At 45.1% G+C, this 18,971-nt stretch carries 14 protein-coding genes, 4 tRNA genes and 1 riboswitch; of the genes, 2 read left to right on the forward strand and 16 right to left on the reverse strand.

Translation table 11 applies throughout. The annotated features are described in order from the left end of the window. Positions 1–85 precede the first annotated feature (85 nt). Positions 86–3,193, forward strand: coding sequence for an RICIN domain-containing protein (locus tag Q4549_RS20140; protein WP_303551167.1), 3,108 nt, complete (start codon positions 86–88; stop codon positions 3,191–3,193). A 185-nt stretch (positions 3,194–3,378) separates the two neighbouring features. After that, on the forward strand, positions 3,379–4,608 hold the full coding sequence (locus tag Q4549_RS20145; protein ID WP_303551165.1) for an MFS transporter: 1,230 nt from the start codon (positions 3,379–3,381) through the stop codon (positions 4,606–4,608). Between the two features lie 115 nt (positions 4,609–4,723). Here the strand turns inward: Q4549_RS20145 and Q4549_RS20150 are convergent, their stop codons facing one another. The 16 genes from Q4549_RS20150 to Q4549_RS20225 form a co-directional block, all read right to left on the reverse strand. Next, positions 4,724–5,110, reverse strand: coding sequence for a VOC family protein (locus tag Q4549_RS20150; RefSeq protein ID WP_303551162.1), 387 nt, complete (start codon positions 5,108–5,110; stop codon positions 4,724–4,726). A gap of 223 nt (positions 5,111–5,333) precedes the next feature. Further along, positions 5,334–5,672 (reverse strand): thioredoxin family protein, encoded by a 339-nt coding sequence (locus Q4549_RS20155; RefSeq protein ID WP_303551159.1) that lies wholly within the window; start codon positions 5,670–5,672, stop codon positions 5,334–5,336. Between the two features lie 74 nt (positions 5,673–5,746). Further along, on the reverse strand, positions 5,747–6,241 hold the full coding sequence (locus Q4549_RS20160; protein ID WP_303551156.1) for a hypothetical protein: 495 nt from the start codon (positions 6,239–6,241) through the stop codon (positions 5,747–5,749). A gap of 167 nt (positions 6,242–6,408) precedes the next feature. Then, a complete protein-coding gene (locus Q4549_RS20165; RefSeq protein WP_303551153.1) occupies positions 6,409–7,041 on the reverse strand; it encodes a LysE family translocator in 633 nt (210 codons plus the stop codon). A gap of 210 nt (positions 7,042–7,251) precedes the next feature. Further along, positions 7,252–7,668 carry a VOC family protein gene (locus Q4549_RS20170; protein ID WP_303551151.1) on the reverse strand — a complete coding sequence of 139 codons (417 nt, stop codon included), beginning with the start codon at positions 7,666–7,668 and terminating at the stop codon, positions 7,252–7,254. A 246-nt stretch (positions 7,669–7,914) separates the two neighbouring features. Then, positions 7,915–9,732, reverse strand: coding sequence for an allophanate hydrolase (gene atzF, locus Q4549_RS20175; RefSeq protein WP_303551149.1), 1,818 nt, complete (start codon positions 9,730–9,732; stop codon positions 7,915–7,917). Beyond that, positions 9,732–13,376, reverse strand: coding sequence for an urea carboxylase (uca, locus tag Q4549_RS20180; protein WP_303551147.1), 3,645 nt, complete (start codon positions 13,374–13,376; stop codon positions 9,732–9,734). Before uca ends, atzF begins: the two co-directional genes overlap by 1 nt. Before the next feature lie 87 nt (positions 13,377–13,463). Beyond that, positions 13,464–14,111 (reverse strand): urea amidolyase associated protein UAAP2, encoded by a 648-nt coding sequence (locus tag Q4549_RS20185; protein WP_303551145.1) that lies wholly within the window; start codon positions 14,109–14,111, stop codon positions 13,464–13,466. A gap of 22 nt (positions 14,112–14,133) precedes the next feature. Beyond that, positions 14,134–14,886: an urea amidolyase associated protein UAAP1 gene (locus Q4549_RS20190; RefSeq protein ID WP_303515542.1), complete on the reverse strand. Its 753-nt coding sequence runs from the start codon at positions 14,884–14,886 to the stop codon at positions 14,134–14,136. A gap of 12 nt (positions 14,887–14,898) precedes the next feature. Beyond that, a complete protein-coding gene (locus tag Q4549_RS20195; RefSeq protein WP_303551143.1) occupies positions 14,899–15,684 on the reverse strand; it encodes an ABC transporter ATP-binding protein in 786 nt (261 codons plus the stop codon). Next, entirely contained in the window at positions 15,684–16,508 is an 825-nt protein-coding gene (locus Q4549_RS20200) for an ABC transporter permease (RefSeq protein WP_137674760.1), read from the reverse strand. Before Q4549_RS20200 ends, Q4549_RS20195 begins: the two co-directional genes overlap by 1 nt. A 9-nt stretch (positions 16,509–16,517) precedes the next feature. After that, positions 16,518–17,600 carry a putative urea ABC transporter substrate-binding protein gene (locus Q4549_RS20205; RefSeq protein WP_303551141.1) on the reverse strand — a complete coding sequence of 361 codons (1,083 nt, stop codon included), beginning with the start codon at positions 17,598–17,600 and terminating at the stop codon, positions 16,518–16,520. A gap of 59 nt (positions 17,601–17,659) precedes the next feature. Then, positions 17,660–17,757: riboswitch (guanidine-I (ykkC/yxkD leader) on the reverse strand. Between the two features lie 254 nt (positions 17,758–18,011). Then, positions 18,012–18,098: transfer RNA gene (locus tag Q4549_RS20210), tRNA-Leu, on the reverse strand. 17 nt (positions 18,099–18,115) lie between these two features. Next, positions 18,116–18,189: transfer RNA gene (locus tag Q4549_RS20215), tRNA-Cys, on the reverse strand. Between the two features lie 18 nt (positions 18,190–18,207). Beyond that, a tRNA-Gly gene (locus Q4549_RS20220) sits at positions 18,208–18,283 on the reverse strand. Between the two features lie 209 nt (positions 18,284–18,492). Then, positions 18,493–18,579, reverse strand: a tRNA-Leu gene (locus tag Q4549_RS20225). Positions 18,580–18,971 lie beyond the last annotated feature (392 nt).

Genomic DNA, 18,971 nt, shown 5'->3' on the forward strand with positions numbered 1-18,971 from the left:
TAAGCACCCAAATACAATAGCCTTAGTTCTACTATGTTGTTTTCGAGTTAGCGCTAAGGAGCGATTAAAAAGGATAACTAAACCAATGAAAACGTTTAGCTTTACCACATGTCACTCACGCTTAGTAAAACTAAGTACTAGCAGTTTGTTAGCGCTAAGCCTTAGTGTGCCTGCCGCCAATGCCTGGCAATGGGGCGATGCGACCAACGACACCAGCTATCAGCAGCTTAAGTCGCAAGCACAAACCGCGCGCACTCAACTTATTCAAACCATCAATCAAGCCGAGCAACAAGGCCTTAACACCGACTACGCCAATGTATCTAAAGTGGTCATTGATCTATTTCTTAGATACGCCGAATTTGATCGGCAAAACCCGCAAGTTATTCAAGCTAAAATTGACGCTATTTGGTGGAATGAATTCATTCCAAACAACTACGCACAAAACATTCCCTTTGAAGAACTAAAAGACAGTATCACCGTCGCTGAGCGTGCCGTAGAAGAGCTGCAAGCCCAAATGAATGGCAGCTTGGTATTACAAACACCTTTCGACTTTAGCTCTGGGCCAGTTGTTCTCAAAGGTGACAAGTTCACTATTAATGACCAAGCCGTTTATCCTAGTAGCTTTAATTGGCTACCCAGTGAAGACAATTACATTGATGCCTTTGGTCGTATTGGCGGCGATTACTACCCAGTAGCAGAACTAAAAGAAAGCGGTGGCTTACACAGTTGGTCGGTTAGCGGTGCAGTAGAAGAACTGCAAAAACAAAACAGTAAGTACATGGATCCCAAAGTATTCTTCTTGGGTTATAACGCCAGCACTTGGCAAAAAAATGCCGCGCCAGAAGCCTTTGAAACTGGCCGATACTTTGTGCCCTTCGATATAGACAACAGCAGCATTCGCAGTTGGTATCAACAACTCATGCAGCACTATATTCCTGGCACCAAAGATCAAGCTGGTCAAGGCACAAGAGTTCACTTGTTAGCTAACGAACCACACTTTTCTACCCGCGAGGGCGGCTGGTTAGCCGACAACGGGGTATCTGCCACCACCAAACAAAAATACCAAGATTGGCTACAACAAAAGTACAGTAGCATTAGCGATTTAAACCAAAGCTATGGCACTCAATATGCCAATTTTACGCAAGCTAAAAACGGCTTAGTGTTGCCAATTGCTAAATCCCTACAAGGTGGCCCCATTTGGTACGATTGGTGCAAATTTAACATGGCGCGTGTTACCGAGTGGTTCAGTTTCTTAAAACGCAACGTTCAGCAGCACGATCCTCAAGCCAAAGTCACCATTAAAATACTGGGCTGGATCATGAGTTCAGAATGGCGAGACCATGGCATCGACATTGAAGCACTGGCCAAGCTGCAAGATGTAATGGGTTCAGATTTTAGTATGGGTCCAAAAGATTTAGTTAACTTTAAAAACAAAGAGTTTGAATTTAGAGAGCGCTACAGCATTGAATGGGTAGAGCAATCTCGAGGCTTAGACTTTTACCGCAGCATCGCCCCTAACAAACCATTCTATGATTCTGAGTGGCATGGCTTATCGGCCGAATGGCAACACTTTGACATGGAACCCAACTACGTACGCGCAAGCCTTTGGTTAGCCCACACCCACGGTATGAAAATGAATACCGCTTGGGTATGGGGCCGCAAAGACGACGGTGATCCAAGCAGCGTAAATTCAATATTTGTGTCAGAGCCAACCACCCAACCCCTTGTGATGGATGCCTACGGCCGCACCATGAAAGAGCTAAACGCTCATACCGACAGTTTCAACCAACTGGTCGATTACGACACAACATTCCGTATTTTCTATTCTGAAGATTCAGCCATTCAAGACGGCAGCTACATTGGCAAACTCACCAAAGTGTACGAAGCACTTAAAATGTTGAATGTAGATGTAGGATTCACAACCGCGTCAGAGTTAAGCAACGTAGGCGCAAACAACGTGATCATTATACCGCCCACACCGTATCTAAGTTATTGGGAATATAAAGCACTGCAAGATAATGCCGCTGAAAAGATACTGGTTGATCGTCAAGCGTCCTTTGTTAAGAACCAACACGGCAAGCAACGTAATCAACCACAAATGCCCTCTTACGCCGATATTACCTTTAGCGGCGTGTATGACATGGCAGACGAACTCGCTAGCAATGTTAACGCTTTAGCTAAGCAGCGAGTGGTAGATTTCCAAATAACCGATATGCAAAACCAAGCGGCTTATGGAGTGTTTGTTCGCCAAGCAACCGACAACAACGGCGACACGATCCTGTCCATCATTAACGTGAGTAAAGACAAGCGTAAACTGCGTTTAGAGCTTCCTAATAAAGTAAAAGATTTAGTGACAGGCAATATGTTATCTCAAGATTTTGAGTTAGCGCCTTATGATGTTTATCTGGTAAAAACCAGCCAACAAGCCACCGCAGATAACAGCTTAAGCAGCATAACTGTTCCGGCAACCATCAATGCTGGGCAGCAACTATCTGTCGGTGTTAATTACTCGGCAAACGCCCAACAAAACCTAGAACTGCACTTGGTCAGTCGTACCACCTGGGCATCAGTGGCAAAACAACAAAAAGTGGTTTACTCGGCAAGCAATAAAAACACGTGGTTTGGTTTTGAGGTACCTAGCGATATCCCCAGTGGCGACTACGAGTTTAGAGCCATGTTAATACCTGAAGGCCAAACCTGGCGCGAAGCACATGACATACTCAACCAACGGGTGGTGGTTAGCGAAAATCAAAACGGTAGTGCCATTCCAAGCGATTGGACCAACCTAGAACTCGCCCACAGTGGGCGCTGTTTCGACTTAACCGGTGGCAACACCGCTAACGGCACCGGTTATCAACAATGGGATTGTAATACGTCCAACCTTAATCAACGTTTCAAATTTGTTCCTGTCAGCGATGGGTGGTACCTCATTCAATCTCAACGAAGCGATAAGTGCGTTGATTTAGACAATGGGTCAACCGCCGATGGAGCGAAGGTGCAACAATGGAGCTGTATGCCAAACAACCAAAACCAACATTGGAAGATAAACCCGAAAGACAATGGCAGGTATGAGCTAATCGCTCGAAAAAGTAATAAATGTATCGATGCCGAAGGTAAAGCCACCACGAATGGAACACCGCTAGTACAGTGGTCTTGTTACAACGGAGATAATCAGCAATTTACTTTTAAATAACCGTAAATACATCAAGCTTCCTGCAGGGAAGCTTGATGTTACAACATCCACTTCACAACTACATTGATATAACTAATCACTTCTAATGACAGAGTAAAACAAAGATTAAACAATGGCTTAGTAAATATGTATTACAAATTAAGCAATTTGATGTAAAATCTATTCTTTATCTTGCCTATGCTGTCATGCCACGTTTTTTACCATCTACATTAATTACGCTATTGGGCGTATTTTTAGTTGCCCTTAATTTACGTGCACCTTTTACCAGCCTAGCGCCGGTATTAGAGCAAGTGATGGAAAGCCTATCGCTAACAGCGTCACAGGCTGGGTTTATTACCGCCCTACCCTTAATCTCTTTAGCCGTGTTCTCCTCAATGGCGCCTAAGCTCTCCCATCGCATAGGTTTAGAGAAAGCGCTGGTAGTATCTTTAATCTGTATAGCAATTGGCATAGTGGTTCGTTCATTGGGCAATGTATCGCCTCTTTATCTAGGAACGGTGATCCTGGGTGCCGGTATTGCCTTTGGTAATGTATTGTTGCCTGCGGTAGTGAAAAAGTTTTTCCCAGAGCGAATTTCTGAAGTCTCATCGCTATACATTTTTGTTATGGGTGTAGGCTCTACATTGGCTGCAAGCTTAATGGTACCCTTATCTCATCAAGCGCCTGCCCAGTTTTTTGGTTGGCAGTTTTCGCTGGCTTTTACCCTCATTTTTCCAATTGCAGCACTAATGTTTTGGTTACCAAGCTTATCTGCTCAGTCAAAATCCCAGCAACACCAAAGCGAAAAAGACGCAACAGAGCATACGCCGCTGTCCTCTCTTTTACGCTCGCCAGTGGCCTGGTTTGTAACCTTAGCGCTAGGTATTAACTCGTTCACCTTTTATGCTTTTGCCGGGTGGCTGCCTAAAATCCTTAACGACGTTGGCTACAGCGAATTAGATGCTGGCTATATTTACGGTTTTTTGCAGTTTTCTACCATGGTGCCTGGCTTAGCACTCATGCCTATTTTGGCAAGAGTACGCAACCATGCCTTGCTTATAGGCCTGTGTGCTTCTGGCGTTGTATTCAGTTTACTTGGCACGATAGTGGCGCCTAATTTGGCCATTATGTGGGTGGGGTTATTTGGTTTAAGTAACTGCTCTACCTTTATTATTGCGCTAAGTTTTATCGGCCATAAAACCTCTAATACTCAGCAAGCGGCTGCTTTGTCGGGCATGTCTCAAAGCATTGGTTACGCGTTAGCGGCTACAGGCCCATCGTTAATTGGCTTTATTCACACAAGCAGTGGCAACTGGCAATGGCCAATTATTACCATCGCCCTATTTGCGGCGGCGTGTACGGTGTTTTCAGTACTTGCCGCTAAAGGGAAAAGGCTAAAGCTCAACAGCAAGGGAAAGCAAAACCCTAACACTTAGCCCTTCTTAACCACCAACCGCTTAACAACTCAAGCGACTAAAAGAAGTTAGGCAGAGGTAACTACAACAAAACCAGTGGCTAGCATGGCTGGTTTTGTTATTTTAAAGCGGCGAATTATTCATTAGGTATAAAATGAGTGGCGCATATTTTGTTGCCGTCTGGGTCACGTAAGTAAGCCAAGTAAAGCTGGCGAGGCGCTTTACCTCTCACCCCCGGCGGATCTTCAATCGCTGTTCCGCCGTGTGCTAACCCTACGCGATGCCACTCATTTATAATCTCTGGACTACTGGCAATAAAGCCAACGGTCATGCCGTTGCCGATACTAGCGGCTTCACCATCGATAGGTTTAGTCAGGCCCAATACTCCGGACGCGGTGGCATACATACAACGCCCTTTGGGGTCTATCACGCCTTTGTTGTATCCGAGTACCAACATAATTTCATCATAAAAAGCTTTCGAACGTGTCAGATCATTGGTACCAATCATCACGTGACTAAACATAACTTATCCTTAAGGTTAAACGTCTACTGCTTATCAAGTTAAAACAGTAACAACTCCACAAATAGAACGATATTGCGATTACAGCGAGCCGCCTAAAAATCATTAAATGAGGTTTGAGCCTCACTGGCTAAACAGTAAAGCTTAGTGCTTGTTAACTATATGCCGCTCTCCCCCACAATTGGCGAGTTAAGCATCCAGTACTGATAAGGCCAGCGGGTAAAATTTAGGCCTTTATATTTGCCAATAAAGCGATTACTTCTTCAGTTTCTACCGGCCTCACTATACGCGCTACTTCTTTGCCAGACTCAAGCAAAATTAAAGTTGGCCAAAGCTTTACCTTAAACGAACGACCTAAGCGCTTTCCCTTACCGTCAAACACTTTTATGTGTGGTAAACCGGCCTTAGATAACACCGGTTCAATAGCAGGCGCAGCGGCCTTACAATGGCCACACCAGGTTGCACCAAACTCAATAACTGCATAGCCCTTAAGCTCAGCTACCTCTTCAATGCTGGGGGCGTCTTCTTGGTATTCTGGGTTAAAACCTGTGTGGCTTGCTTTCATATTTAATATCCCCTTGTGCTGGTGTCAGGCTGGTTTTAACGCATTGTTTTAAGGAATCTATATTCCTGGAGAGTTTAGTCTGTTTGGCTATCGTATCGATGTATAAACGCTAGACATAAGGTTAAAATATCGGCCAAATACTCTGGTTCTTTATTATTACAGAATTGAGCACATTCTATATGAAGCCCCTCATTGTTAAGCCACCCACCTCGATAATTTACCATCACCACGTCATCATTAGAAAGTCTAACAGTGAGCTTTGTTGTAAAAGTGAACCATTTATCGTTTTCTAAAGGCTCGATTTCTATAAAGTCACCATCTGAGCTTTTGACTACAAACAATTTAGAATTGGGAGAAACAACAAACTCCTTTCCAAAAATTTTAAAACCACAGCTTATAGAGATAGTTGAAGTAACAATACCGTTACTAGTTATCTTGTAAGAGTAATTACCAAATTCTTCTACTAATATATCTTGAGACATGACCGAATTTGACGTCAACACAAAATATTTAGAAAGAATATTTCTACGCTTAATTCCAACCTCACAGGACTCACCATTTTTTTGCATTTAGCACCTTTGTTTAAATTGACTCTGACCCCTTTTACTTCAAGACTGAAAGGCCAACAAGCTGATTGGTAGTCAACCCTGATCTTCGTACTTCAATCTCCTTTCAATTAGGAAATTTAATTCGACCACGCCCCCTTTCACTACACCTACTCTTAATTATTAGAGCTTTATTTCGAGCTCGCTCTAATAATTAGTTTAAAACCTAAGCCACCAATAATAAAACTTGCCACACGGTCAAGAATCGTCTTTAAATTTAGATATACTTTTCTAGGAGTATTTGAAGACAGCGCTAAAGCAACGATAGAATACCAGCCAGCCTCAAGTATAAATAACATTAGAGCTAAGAGCAGTATCAATGAAATAGACAAATCGGCAGGAAGTAGAGCTGCAAAAACACTTCCATAGAAAATAGCTGTTTTAGGGTTGCTTAGTTGAGTAACCAATCCTATTTTGAATGATTGGTAAACTTTACTTGGCTTTTCACCCGAGCCATCAACAATATCAACAGTCTGTTTTGATCCTCGCCATATTACAACAGCAAGGTAGAATAAGTAGGCTCCGCCTAGTATTTTTAACACCATGTATAGAGTAGGAACGCTCAACAATACTGCTTGTAATCCCAAAAGAGCCAAAGCTGCAAAAAATAGAGCACCAACTCCCATACCTAGAGCCGTTGCTAAACCATCGGCTCTTGAGTTGGCTACTGCCGTTCGAGCCACTAATACAAAACTTGGACCAGGGCTAATTATGCCAAGGCTCATTACACCTAATATGCTTATGAGAGGCGCTATAATTTCCATATTCTAGTCCTGTACAATAATTTATGAAATTTTACTAAGCGTAATTAAGGCTCAGCGCTAATAGTTTAATATTCAGATACATTAGCAACAGTAAGCACTTTTAAATAACTAAGTATAAAAGGAGCCTGATTCACTTAATCTTACCATCATAAAAACGTGAAAAATATATTTTCCTAGGTATTTTAATTTCACTCTAACCCCTTTAATTTTTTATACATTTGAATTATCGCAACAAAACCTAAATAAGTAACCATCTGGATCTTGCACGATAAATTGCTTTTGTATAGCAAGGTGTTCTGCACATTGGTATTCTTTAGCTTCCATTTCAAGGTAAATAGAATCAGGTACTGATGCCTTTACTCTAGAATATAGATCATCAATTTCAGAAACATCCCATTGGAAATTTACACCTCTACCAAATGGCTTTTCCATTTTATCAGTGAGCCACCTACGACCAACTCCATTGATTCCTTCAGCCATTATATCAACACCACCTAAAGTGAAATATGCAAATTGTTCTTCAACTCTTTCATATTTAACTTCAAAACCGAAAACCTCAACATAGAATTTTTTAGTCACTTCAATGTTTTCACAATACAACTCAGGAACTAATTTTAAATTGGACATTCGAACTCTCTGCGATTGACGTATAATAGCTTTTAAAAGGAAAATCCCCTTATTTAAACAAGGAAATCCCCCTCTTTTCTAAAATCAATATTATCACTAAAGCATATTGGATTCAGCAAGCTAGCCAATACATTGACAAAAAACTCATGATGAAAGTATGCAAGTTGCTGGAGAAAGAAGGAAAGTAAAAAGCACCGGGTAATTACCCAGTGCTTTGATCTTGATTTAACGTTTTACTACCGCTTGTTACAAGCTGGCTAGGTAAGCTCGCCAGCCACCAAACTCACTGACATCTTTGGCTGTTGCTGCTGCATAACCTTCGCAGATAAAGCTGTTAACCCAAGTGCCGTCTGCAAGTTCTATTTTACCTAACCCCAGTGGGTGTGGAATGCCTTGCAAAAAGCTACCTAGGTGTTGTTTTGGTAGTCGCCATACTTCTACTTCTATGGCGACGCCGTTTTGCTCATCGCGGATCATTCCTGGTCTGGCTGGTGGTCCACCGGCTAAGGCATAAAGCTTATACACTGCTGCGCTATGAGTGGCTTTTATTAACTGCCCAGCTCGCTCGGTGAGCTGGCCGTTGAGCGGTAAACCCGACAAGTGGGCGCCACATACAGCCAATTCCATCATCTGGTCTTCGCAAGGCGCTACAGCGTCTAGGGTCGGTAAAGGCTGCTTGCTCGCGCCCAGCGCAAAACCGTTGTCTTGCTGGATTAAGGCCGACATGCTGAGTAAACGCCTATCGGCATAAGCGCTACTAAATAAGGTAATGCCAAAGCTTTGTTGCTTGCCTTGCGGGTTTTGGTAAAAACCTGCAGGTACAGATATGGCGCTGTAATCCAACAAATTCATGAAGTTAGTGTAGTAACCCATGTTGGAGTTAAGTTGAATTGGATCTTGGTTTAAAGCTTCTATGGTGTAGCTGCTGCCAGCCGTTGGCGTAACAATGGCGTCAAACTGCTTCACTACTTGATCACATATTACTTTATAGGCTTGTAGCTGGTAAAAGGCTTTAAAAGCGCCCACTGCGTCGTGCTGTTTTGCGCCGCCAATAATGGTTTGGATTACCGGCAAACATTGGCTGGGATCTTTTTCGAAGAATGCTTCGATGGCAGCGTATCGCTCAGCCACCCATGGGCCCTCATAAAGTAACTTTGCTGCGGCTAAGAAAGGTTCAAAATCAATCTCCACCAGCTCAGCCCCTAATCGACGTAGCTGTTCTAAACTTTCGCCAAATAACTGTTCGGTAGCTGCATTGCCAAAGAAGGCAAGGTTCTCGGCTTTAGGCACGGCAATCTTTAAACCAGTCAGTTCGCTTAAGGGCTGATAATGGTTTATTGTGTTATCGGCTTGGTTTGGCCTTGCGTAACAGTCCTTGGCGTCATATTCACCCGCTACGTCTAGCAATAGGTTTAGGTCATCGGTGGTATGAGCAAATAAGGTGACACAATCTAAGCTCTTACAAGCAGGAACCACGCCGCTGCAACTGAGTAATCCTTTAGTGGCTTTTAAACCTAGTATGTTATTGAGTGCGGCTGGCACCCTGCCCGAGCCAGCGGTGTCGGTCCCCAATGAGAAACACACTTGGCCTTTAGCAACACTTACTGCGCTGCCAGAACTAGACCCGCCTGAGATATAGCTCTCATCAAAACTGTTTTTTACTGCTCCCCAAGGGCTGCGTGTACCCACAAGACCCGTAGCAAACTGATCTAAGTTGGTTTTGCCTAAAGGTACTGCGCCTGCAGCAATTAACTGCTGAACCACAAAAGCGCTTTCGCTAGGTTGAAAGGCATATTCTTTACAGCCTGCGGTGGTGGTTAAACCTGCTAAATCGATATTGTCTTTAATGGCAAACGGCACGCCGTAAAGCGGCAGGTCGGCGATGTTTTGCTGCTCTAGCGTGTCTAGGTAATGATTAAGCTGTTGTTCACTAATCAGAGATATCCAACAATTGTTAGTGTCGTTGTTTACTGCCGCTAACTGCTGCTGCAAAAACTGTTTGGCGCTAAACTGCTTGTTTAGGTAGGCCTTACGCAATTGTGAAATGGTGTAAGTACTATTCATTATAAGGTCTCCATAATCATTAAGCGCTGCCCTGCATGCACTTGTGATCCTTGAATTTGATTAAGCTGTTTTATGGTGCCGCTTTCTGGCGCGAGTACTTCCAGCTCCATTTTCATGGCTTCGAGTACTGCCACTACTTGCCCTGATTTAACCTCTTGCCCAGGCTCTACCATTACTTGCCATAGGTTTCCGGCTACGTGGCTCTCGATAGCGAGTTCCGAATCTTCTAATACGTCGTCGGTGTCGGTTTGTTCGTTAAGCTGTTCAGCCACAAAGTTAGCTTGGCCTGTTTCTTCCCAGCGCTGACGCTCTGCTTCAAAGGCGACTTGTTGGTTTAACTTAAAGGCTTGAATGCTTTCTTGCTGTTCATCTAGCAAGGCTTGATAACCCTTTAAGCTAAACGCTGTTTTTTCAATTTTTAGTGGGTAATCGCCCCGCGGGAAGTCTTTACGAATTTGCTTAAGCTCGTCAGCACTGACTGGGTAAAACTTAATTTGATCGAAAAAACGCAGCAACCAAGGTTTGGTAAACTCAGAGGTACTGCGATAGCGATTCCACATTTGCAAGGTGCGACCTACAAACTGATAGCCCCCCGGCCCTTCCATGCCATATACACACAAATATGCGCCGCCAATACCTACCGCATTTTCTGGTGTCCAGGTGCGCGCGGGGTTGTATTTAGTGGTGACCAAGCGGTGACGCGGATCAATTGGCGTAGCCACGGGTGCGCCAAGGTATACATCGCCCAAACCCATGACCAAGTAGTTGGCGTTAAATACGATGTCTTTAACTTGTTCAACAGTATCTAGGCCGTTAATGCGACGAATAAACTCGATATTGTCGGGGCACCACGGCGCGTCTTTTCTCACTACATCGTTGTACTTTTGAATCGCTAAACGGGTGGCTTCGTCGTCCCACGACAGAGGTAAATGCACTACTCGCGCTGGCACACTGAGCTGATTAATATCGCCAAGGCTGGCTTCTGCTTGTTCAAGAATGTCGAGCAGCTTGCTTAGAGGCAGCTCAAGGTTGTTGTAATGCACCTGCAAGGAGCGAATGCCCGGGGTTAATTCTTGAATGCCGCTTACCGCCAGTTCTTGTAACTTCAGCATTAAGGCATGAACCCGAAAACGCAGTGCTATATCTAGGCGTTGCGGGCCATATTCAATCAGTAAATAGTCTTCACCTGCTGGGCGGTAAACCACTTTTTCGCCATATAACTCAGCGGCCAAGGTTTTAACTACGGGTGTGGTGATCGGCGAAGCACTAATGGCGGTATTGTAGGCTTTGCCTAGGCTAATGCATTCTAGCTGCTGACGCTCTGCTTGCTCGGCTTGTGGAATAGTGACCGGAATAAAGCTTATTTCGTCACCCGCTTTAAGTTGACCCATTTTCCACAAGTCAGCTTTAATGATGGTAGCCGGACAAACAAAGCCGCCTAAACTTGGGCCATCGGGTCCTAGTATTACTGGCATATCACCAGTGAAATCGATGCTGCCAACGGCGTAAGCATTGTCGTGAATGTTAGACGGATGCAAGCCAGCTTCACCGCCGTCTGTGCGTGCCCATTCAGGTTTTGGCCCGATTAAACGCACGCCAGTTCGGCTAGAGTTAAAGTGCACTTTCCACTTGGCAGCAAAAAACTGCGTAATATCGTCATCGGTAAAAAAATCAGGCGCGCCATGCGGGCCGTAAATAACGTGAATAGTCCAATGTTGCTGAATACTGGGCGCTTGCTCTAACGCTCGGCCCACTATAAATTCATTCAGGTGCTTAACATCGTTAATCACAGGCAGTTGTAATACGTCTCCGCTGCGTAACGCTCGACCCGCATGCCCGCCAAACTGACCTAGAGTAAAGGTAGATTTACTGCCTAAGTATTCAGGACATTGCAAGCCGCCACTAATAGCGAGGTACGATCTCGCGCCTGCGCCTTTAACTTTTCCTAAGGCCAAGCTTTGCCCTGCCAGCACTTTAAATACTTGCCACATTGCTCGTGGTTGCCCGTCTAGGCTTAGTTCTATATCTGCCCCGCCTATGGCCACTAAGCTATCTTGGTTAAAACGCAGCGTTGGGCCTTGCAGAGTAATCTCTAGCCCTGCTGCATCGCTTTGGTTACCTAATAGTTGATTTAGTAACTGAAAGCTTTGCGCATCCATTGGGCCAGATGGCGGTACGCCAATATCCCAGTACCCGGTACGAGCGGGATAATCTTGAATAGTGGTTTGCGTGCCTGCGCTTAATACATCAATAGTATTTGGCTTGTAGGCAAAGCTGTTTAAGCTAGAGGTAAGCAAAGTACCTTGCTGAAGTGCGGGCAGTTTAAGCAACTGCTGCAAGTACGCTAAGTTGTGCTCAATGCCATACACTTGGCAGCTAACAAGCGAGCGAGCTAAACCGGCGATGGCTGTGTCTCTATCAGCTCCATGAAACTGCACTTTAGCTAACATGGGGTCAAAAAACGGTGAGACTTCTACGCCACTTTCGATCCAGTGATCAATCCGCAGTTGCTCATCGCTGGCTAAACCGAGTTCTTCTGCCTTTGGCCAACTAACATGACTTAATAAACCCGCGTTAGGCTGGAAATCTTTATTAGGATCTTCGGCATACAAACGCACTTGAATTGCGTGACCTGTGGGTTGTAAGCCCTCGGCTTTGTCACTTAGCGGATAGTTTTTGTTACACGACTGAGCAAAACCCAGCTCAATCATCCATTTGACTAAATCTACGCCAAATACCATCTCGGTAACGCCATGCTCTACCTGCAGGCGGGTGTTCACTTCTAAAAAGTAAAAGGCTTGGCTTTGCTGATCAAATACAAACTCTACGGTACCTGCACTGCGGTAATTAACACTTTGGGTGAGTTGTTTAGCGGTCTGCTGTAGCTGTTCTCGAATTGCTTGGCTTAAGTTGGGTGCCGGCGTTTCTTCAATCACTTTTTGGTTGCGGCGCTGCGCCGAACAATCTCGCTCGCCCATGGTGAGTACTTCACCTTCGCCGTTACCAAACACTTGCACTTCTATGTGGCGTGCTTGAGTAATAAATTTTTCTAAGAACAAACCCGCATTACTAAAGTTGTTCTCGCTAAGGCGTTTAACACTGTCGAATGCTTGGCTTAGTTGCTCTGCACTGTCGCAGCGCTGCATACCTATACCACCACCACCGGCAGTACTTTTTAGCATAACCGGGTAACCCAGCCCCTCGGCACAGCTAAGTGCTTGCTCGCAATCATCTAACAAGCCGCTGCCTGGTAATAAAGGCACCTTGGCTTGCTCGGCCAATTCACGCGCTCGATGTTTTAGGCCAAAGGCATTCATTTGTTCTGCCGTGGGGCCTAGAAATACCAAACCTTGTTCTTCACAACGTTGGGCAAATTCTTGGTTTTCACTTAAAAAGCCGTAACCAGGGTGAATCGCCTGCGCGCCACTTTGTTTGGCGATGGCAAAAATTTTGTCGATATTAAGATAGGTTTGGCTGGCTGAGCCCGCGCCTAGGCAATGGGCCTCAGACGCTTGGCTAATATGTAAACTGTCGGCGTCGGCTTCGCTGTAGAGTGCAACGCTGGCAATATTCATTGAGTTGAGGGTTCGAATGATCCGACAAGCTATCGCGCCGCGGTTGGCTATCAATACTTTTTCGAACATAGTGTCACCTGAGAACTGCGGGTCGTCCCGGCTTATTAGTAAAGGCGTGTTTAGGGTCGTCCCTAGCCTTAATGTGGAGCGTGTTGCTTATGCAGCATCCCATATCAGCATTTCTACTGGTGTTGGGTTATAGGCATTACAAGGGTTGTTAAGTTGTGGGCAGTTAGACAGTAAAACAATCACATCCATCTCGGCGCGCATTTCAACGTACTTACCTGCGCCACTAATCCCATCGGCAAAGCTCAAACCGCCTTCGGCAGTCACGGGCACATTCATAAAGAAGTTAATGTTGTGGGTAATATCGCGCTTGGTTAAGCCATATTGATCGTTTTCGGCCACGGCCAATAACCAGCTGTCTCTGCAGGCGTGCATGCACTTTTTCTCAAGGGCGTAACGCACGGTATTACTTTCGGTGGCACAAGCGCCGCCGAGGGTATCGTGTCGGCCACAGGTGTCTGCAGTAATGGTGAGCATCTCGCGGCCTAGGTTTGACACTAAGGTCGTGCCCGCCGTTAAATACACATTGCCTTGTTCACGAATGGTGTCCATAGCGCTGTAACGTTCGCTAGGATCGTTAGCGTTATAAAACAGGGTATCGGCGGCTTGGTTACCTTCTAAGTCTAAAATACGCAGGGTTTGACTGGCTTTTAGCACTTTCATGTAATAGTCACCGGCTGGAACTACATCGCGTAGCGTGGCGTCATCGGCTACTAACTGGCTTGTTTTAATCATCATTTTTTCCTTTTAGTCCCAATACTTAAGCAACACAACAACTGGCTTGCGTTGTTTCGCAGCGATAACGTTCAGTGTTTTCAAAACCTCGACCATTCTCTGGCCTAAAGTTGCGGCAATAATCATCTTGACTCACGCTCTCCGCCTGACACATCTCTACGCTTACTGGATGGTTGGGATAGTCACTAGCGGGGTTCATAGGGTGTGGGCAGGTAGACATGAGCACCAATGTGTCCATTTCGAATCGCAACTCAATGACATCGCCAGCCTTACTCGCTTGTTCATCAAACTGCAGGTTGCCTTCGGCGTCTGTTGCAACTTTGCTAAACAAGTTTAGGTTGGCCGCCATATCACGCTTGCCTAAGCCGTATTTGGCGAGCTCGACCAACATGCTGTCGTAACCATTTTGTAGCCACTGGTTACCTTGGGTCTGATAACTACGCTCGCCCCACTTGGCGGCGACTTTTTGCTTGTTGGCTAAACCACCTACGCTGTCTATCCAGCCGCTATCGTCTCGAACGATTGAGCAAAATATTCTGCCCATGTCCGAATATAAACAGTTGCCTTTAGTCAGTTTGAAGGTGTGCTGACACTTAAGCGTATCCGGCGCATTGTAGCGCTCTAGCAAGTCTTTTGGATTGTGAAACAACAGGCTAACATTGGCTTTCCCGCTGGTATTAATAAAACGTAGGATTTTACCCGCAGGCACAGTAACCGACCAATGAGCCGCTCCTGCGATGGTTTCTTGATAAATAATGTCTTGGGTTGATGAGGTCATAATTTGTCCTTATTACGCGACAGATGCATCGATAATCGGTTTCATATCCTCGGTAAAAGACAGATTTTGGATGTCTTTTGCAATGGGGATATCGTAAGTAACTTGAGCACCAAAACGCTCTGGGTGCTGTGCATCGTGACGGTGTTTATCAAATACCCACAGCCGATTACCTAGGCTAAAGCCCTCAGATAAGTCGTGAGTAATCATAAAAATAGTGAGTTTGTGTTCTTGCCAAAGTTGATGCACTAACTTGTGCATGTCTTTACGAATACCAGGGTCTAACGCACCAAAAGGTTCGTCTAATAACAAAATTTTTGGTTTTTTCATTAAGGCTTGAGCAATGGCTAATCGTTGCTGCATACCACCCGATAATTCAGCAGGATATTTATGTGCCGCGTGGCTTAAGCCAACTTTGTCTAACATCGCCATTGCTTGGGTATAGGCTTGTTGCTTCGCTTTACCAAACAAGCGACTAACAAAAGGCGACTCGGCAAATACATCACTTAACATGACGTTTTGCACTGCACTTAGGTGAGGAAACACCGAGTACTTTTGAAACACAATACCGCGCTCTGGTCCGGGCTCGTTTGGTAGTATGTCGCCATTAAGCAATAACTGGCCTCGGCTAACGCTTTCGTTGCCCAGTAGCAAGTTTAAAAACGTAGACTTACCACAGCCAGATGCGCCAACAATGCTCACAAACTCGCCTTCCATTACGCTCAGGTTGATTCGCTCTAACACTACGTTATCGCCGTATTCTTTCCATACATCTTTGGCTTGTATGATGGGGGTAGCCATTACGCGTCTCCTTGTGCAGTGTGGTACCAAGTAAACGCATGTTGCGACAGCTTGCGTAACAGCCAATCCATTACAAAAGCCAGCAAACTAATCCAAAGCACGTAAGGTAAAATAACGTCCATGGCGAGGTAACGACGAATCAGAAAGATGCGATAGCCTAAACCTTCGGTAGCGGCAATGGCTTCAGCTGCAATCAAAAACAGCCACGCACTGCCAAGGGTTAAACGCACTGCTTCAATTAATTTGGGCAGTATTTGCGGCACAACGATGGCAATAATGGTTTGCCAGCTTGATGCTCCCAAGGTTTGTGCTTTAAGAATTTGTTCTGGCGGCAAGGCATCGGTTCGCAGCTGTAAATCACGAATCATAATTGGGCAAATTCCAATGATGATTAACATCACTTTGGATAGCTCACCCAAACCAAACACAATGAACAAAATCGGTAGTATTGCCATGGGAGGCACTAACGACAAAGCTGTAACCAAAGGTGATAATGGCGCACGTACAAAGGGCACCATACCGTTAGCCACACCTACGATTAAGGCAATCAGTGCGCTAATCCCTACTCCCATCGCTAAGCGACTCAAGCTAGCTAAGGTGTCGGCCAACATTAAGTATTCGCCACTACGTCTGCTTGGCTCAAAGGCCATGCGGTTTATTGCGTCTACAAAGCTAGACATTGCCGGCAATAGCTTGTCATTTGGGTTATCTACCAAACGGGCTTGCGATGCCATCATGTACAGCACAATCAACACAATGAAAGGAAGTAAGCCCAACAGCAGCCGAGTAATTCGGCTAGGCTTTTTATTAATTAGTCGAGTCATAGAACGGCCTTATAGTTTGCCTTGAACCGCCATGTCCATGTACTCAGAGGTAAAGCGTAGTTTTACATTTGCGCTGTCACCATAGGTACCCGATGGCGTTTCGATACCAATGAAACTAGCATCTGGAGCGCCTTCACCTAACAGTCCGTGGTGATGAGAAAACTCAGCCACTTTAGCCATGGTAGATGGCAAGGTAGCGCTATTGGTAAAATCTACCGCTTCTTTTGCTTCGTAAAACATTTTGGTAGAGGCTAATTGAGCATCGTAACCCGCTAAATCTGTACCCGATGCTTCGGCCATAAAGCTGCGCGCTTTAATCGCTGCTTCGTCACTGCCCGACATAGTAGCCATAATTTCGTACCAAGCGCCGGTTAGCGCTTTACCCAATTTAGGATCTTGATTTAGGGTATCGGTATGCACAACTAACAGGTCGATGATTTCGCCAGGGATCTTGGAAGAGTCAAACACCATGTTGGTATCTGGCATTGAGGTAATTTCGCTTAGCAGTGGATTCCACGTGGTGACTGCCGTTACATCTGAGGTAGTAAATGCAGCAACAAGGTCTGCATCGGAAGTATTCTCTACTTTAATGTCACGCTCTTTTAAGTCTACCGACTCCAATGCACGTGCTAATAAGTAATGAGAAACGCTGAGTTCAACAAGGTTTACTTTTTCGCCCTTCAGATCTTTTAGGCTCTTATTACCTTTTAACACTACGCCGTCGTTACCGTTTGAAAAGTCACCCACAATTAACGCCGTAGAATCAATGCCGCTAGCTGCAGGAATGGTTAAGGCATCCATGTTAGTCATTACGGTAGCGTCGAAGCCGCCTGCAGTGTATTGGTTAATGGATTCGATGTAGTCGTTAACTTGCACTACTTCAATATTGATGTCGTATTTGTCGGCCCATTTTTGCACGATGCCAGAAGCCGCCCCGTAATCCCATGGCATCCAGCCCACGTAGATTGTCCATGCAAGTTTATAGGTAGGTTTATCGGCGGCTTGCGCTGAGCTAATGCTCATGACACTAGCACTTAGAATAGTGGCTGCTAAAGCCAAAGAACGGAGTGGAGATTTAACTAAGTTCAACATGGTCACCTCAATGTGGTTGTACACTTAAAATAAAAACATGAGAGACGTATTTAAGTGTCATCTCCCGGGCTTTTATCCCTCCGTGTAACCCCTTAATGAGGTTGACAACTCTCGGTCCAGACACTGCGTTGCAGCCGGAACCCTAGATGTCTATTGCAAATTGTAGTGGCGGCTCTTGATGTGGCAAAGCCATACATCTCTCATGTCGCATAGTTAATAGAGCAAACGCTATGCCAAAGTATGAGTACCTAGTTTTGGGTACTTGATAGGTCATTACAAGAAACTTTGCGCACCAAATTGGCGCATATCGACCTAGCGCGCACCAAAGCAGTGAAACTAAATAAAAAGATAATTTTTGTGGGAATTAGAAACCCAAAAAGCCAGTAGCAAATGCTACTGGCTTTTCTGAATTGGTGCCCGGGGCCGGACTTGAACCGGCACGTCCTTTCAGACGAGGGATTTTAAATCCCTTGTGTCTACCAATTTCACCACCCGGGCGAAACTTTACTTTGTAATGGAGGCGGGTCCCGGAGTCGAACCGAGGTCCACGGATTTGCAATCCGCTGCATAGCCACTCTGCCAACCCGCCATACAGCGTTACAAATTTTGGAGCGGCACATCAGGTTCGAACTGATGACCTCAACCTTGGCAAGGTTGCGCTCTACCAACTGAGCTAGTGCCGCTTAATTCTTTATCACTATTTAATGTGTCGATAGTTCAACCAAAGGTTGCGCTACCCTCTATACCCACACTGAGCTAGTGCCGCTTAATTCTTTAATCAACACTGAAGCAGTGCTAACTAATTCCTATCTTCATTAGTCTTGGGTAAGGACTAACAAATTAGTTCTTTTGTTACCGCTTATGCAGTAGCGAGATTTTCAACTCTAAATACTGGTGCCCGGGGCCGGACTTGAACCGGCACGTCCTTTCAGACGAGGGATTTTAAATCCCTTGTGTCTACCAATTTCACCACCCGGGCGACACGTTTGTTGCTAACAATATCGGCCTAAGGCCTGAAAGCGAGATGTACTTTAACGTATTACAGAAATGAGTCAACGGATTTTTTAAGGGAGTTGATTCAAGTGCTTAAAAAGCGATCTAGCAACCACCAATTAGCTTCTTTAGTGAACGACTAGCCTGCTTATTACGCGCTATGAATTAGCGTTTAACTATAGATTACGTCTAGAGAACATGATTGGTGAATTAACAGATGGAACTAAACTAGAGAAGAGTTTGAATCACAGTACAGATGAAAGGTTAGCTGAAAAGCTGGGAGAATAATGCAAAGAAGAGTTGGTGCCCGGGGCCGGACTTGAACCGGCACGTCCTTTCAGACGAGGGATTTTAAATCCCTTGTGTCTACCAATTTCA

The sequence above is a fragment of the Agarivorans sp. 2_MG-2023 genome (genome assembly GCF_030548085.1).
Taxonomy (GTDB): domain Bacteria; phylum Pseudomonadota; class Gammaproteobacteria; order Enterobacterales; family Celerinatantimonadaceae; genus Agarivorans.